General features: G+C 38.3%; 3 tRNA genes. 1 reads left to right on the forward strand and 2 read right to left on the reverse strand.

The features are described from left to right. Positions 1–33: 33 nt before the first annotated feature. Together CWB60_RS20170 and CWB60_RS20175 are read right to left on the reverse strand one after the other, a co-directional pair. Positions 34–109 (reverse strand) — tRNA-Glu (locus CWB60_RS20170). Positions 110–145: 36 nt separating this feature from the next. Further along, a tRNA-Ala gene (locus tag CWB60_RS20175) sits at positions 146–221 on the reverse strand. Positions 222–1,181: 960 nt separating this feature from the next. Here CWB60_RS20175 and CWB60_RS20180 point away from each other — a divergent pair. Continuing rightward, a tRNA-Val gene (locus CWB60_RS20180) sits at positions 1,182–1,257 on the forward strand. Positions 1,258–1,496: the final 239 nt, after the last annotated feature.

Raw genomic sequence — 1,496 nt, forward strand, 5'->3', positions numbered from 1 at the left:
GTCGTTCTCAACCAACGCTACTAAAATGTTAGGTGGCGTCCCCAAGGGGATTCGAACCCCTGTTACCGCCGTGAAAGGGCGGTGTCCTAGGCCTCTAGACGATGGGGACACAGAAAACTGCTACCCTAGGACATGCACAAAGATTTGGTGGAGCTATGCGGGATCGAACCGCAGACCTCTTCGCTGCCAGCGAAGCGCTCTCCCAGCTGAGCTATAGCCCCAAACCTTTTAATACCTAACGTGTTTAACACGTTGTGTATCGCTGAGTGCGGGGCGCATTCTATGCACCCCCCAAAATAAAGTCAACAGTTTTTTATGCCACTTTATTTAAATGGTTTAATTTTCAACAAACTGGCTATCAGACATGCAAAAAAATACAATTTCGACAAAATTTGGCCTGTACTTCATCTCACAGTACTATAAACAGGTTAATTATCTATTTATACCTCGTTGATGAAGTAATAATGTTTAACATAAAAGGTATACATTTATATGCAAATTGAGTTGGGGTTAAAAAAGTACTAAAACCAAGGCTAAACCCCGCATTTAAGTGTGTTATTAAAATGCGAGAGCTCTATTCGATAACCTTATTATTAAATGCTCAACCCTTCCCTTTTTAAGTTGCTTGTACACACATATAAAAATTGAAGTGAATTAGGCCGTCGTTAAAAGTGCTAGCAAATAATTCGTGCTGTTTTTAAACACTATGTTCCAGTTTGGGTAATAGGCTCTTTTTTGTTGTCATTGTGCCAAAACCCATGGCGTTAATTAAAGTTTATTCGTACTAATGGCAATACAGATAACTGCTTATGCCCTTTAACGTGTTCGTACCTTTTAAAAAGTACCCTAAACCAGTTCAATAATTTAAAACCTTATATAGTCATAAATCTTCTTTTTGATAAAACGTCACGCTTACTGTATCAATTTCAACATAGCCTTTTATTAGCTTATTTAAGTAATGCTTTTTATTGTAAGTAAAAATAAGGCAGTCACTTAGTTCAGATTCAGCTGTTAATTTACCCTAACAACTTAAATTTGATGATAAAGTAAACGCCAACCACCCTGCGCTGTTTATAAAACCTTCATTCAGCACATTTTTATCATTCAAGTGTTGACACATTTGCAACTCTATCTATAATAGCGCCCCACAACAACGCAGCAATGTAATGTTGTTTAGATGTGGGTGATTAGCTCAGTTGGGAGAGCATCGCCCTTACAAGGCGAGGGTCACTGGTTCAAGTCCAGTATCACCCACCACTTTATTAAGTGTACACATCTAAAATTCTATATGAGTTGTTAGCTCAGTTAGAAAAGAGAGCGTCACTGCTTTTAGTAAAAGAGGGTGAGGTTCACTGGTTAAAATCCAGTACTATTATTTAATAGTAGCGTTTTAATTTATATGTGGGTGATTAGCTCAGTTGGGAGAGCATCGCCCTTACAAGGCGAGGGTCACTGGTTAAAGTAGATAGTAAAACAGTCGTTTAGAGAAAGAGTGT

This window comes from Pseudoalteromonas sp. S327 (assembly GCF_005886415.1).
Taxonomy (GTDB): domain Bacteria; phylum Pseudomonadota; class Gammaproteobacteria; order Enterobacterales; family Alteromonadaceae; genus Pseudoalteromonas; species Pseudoalteromonas atlantica.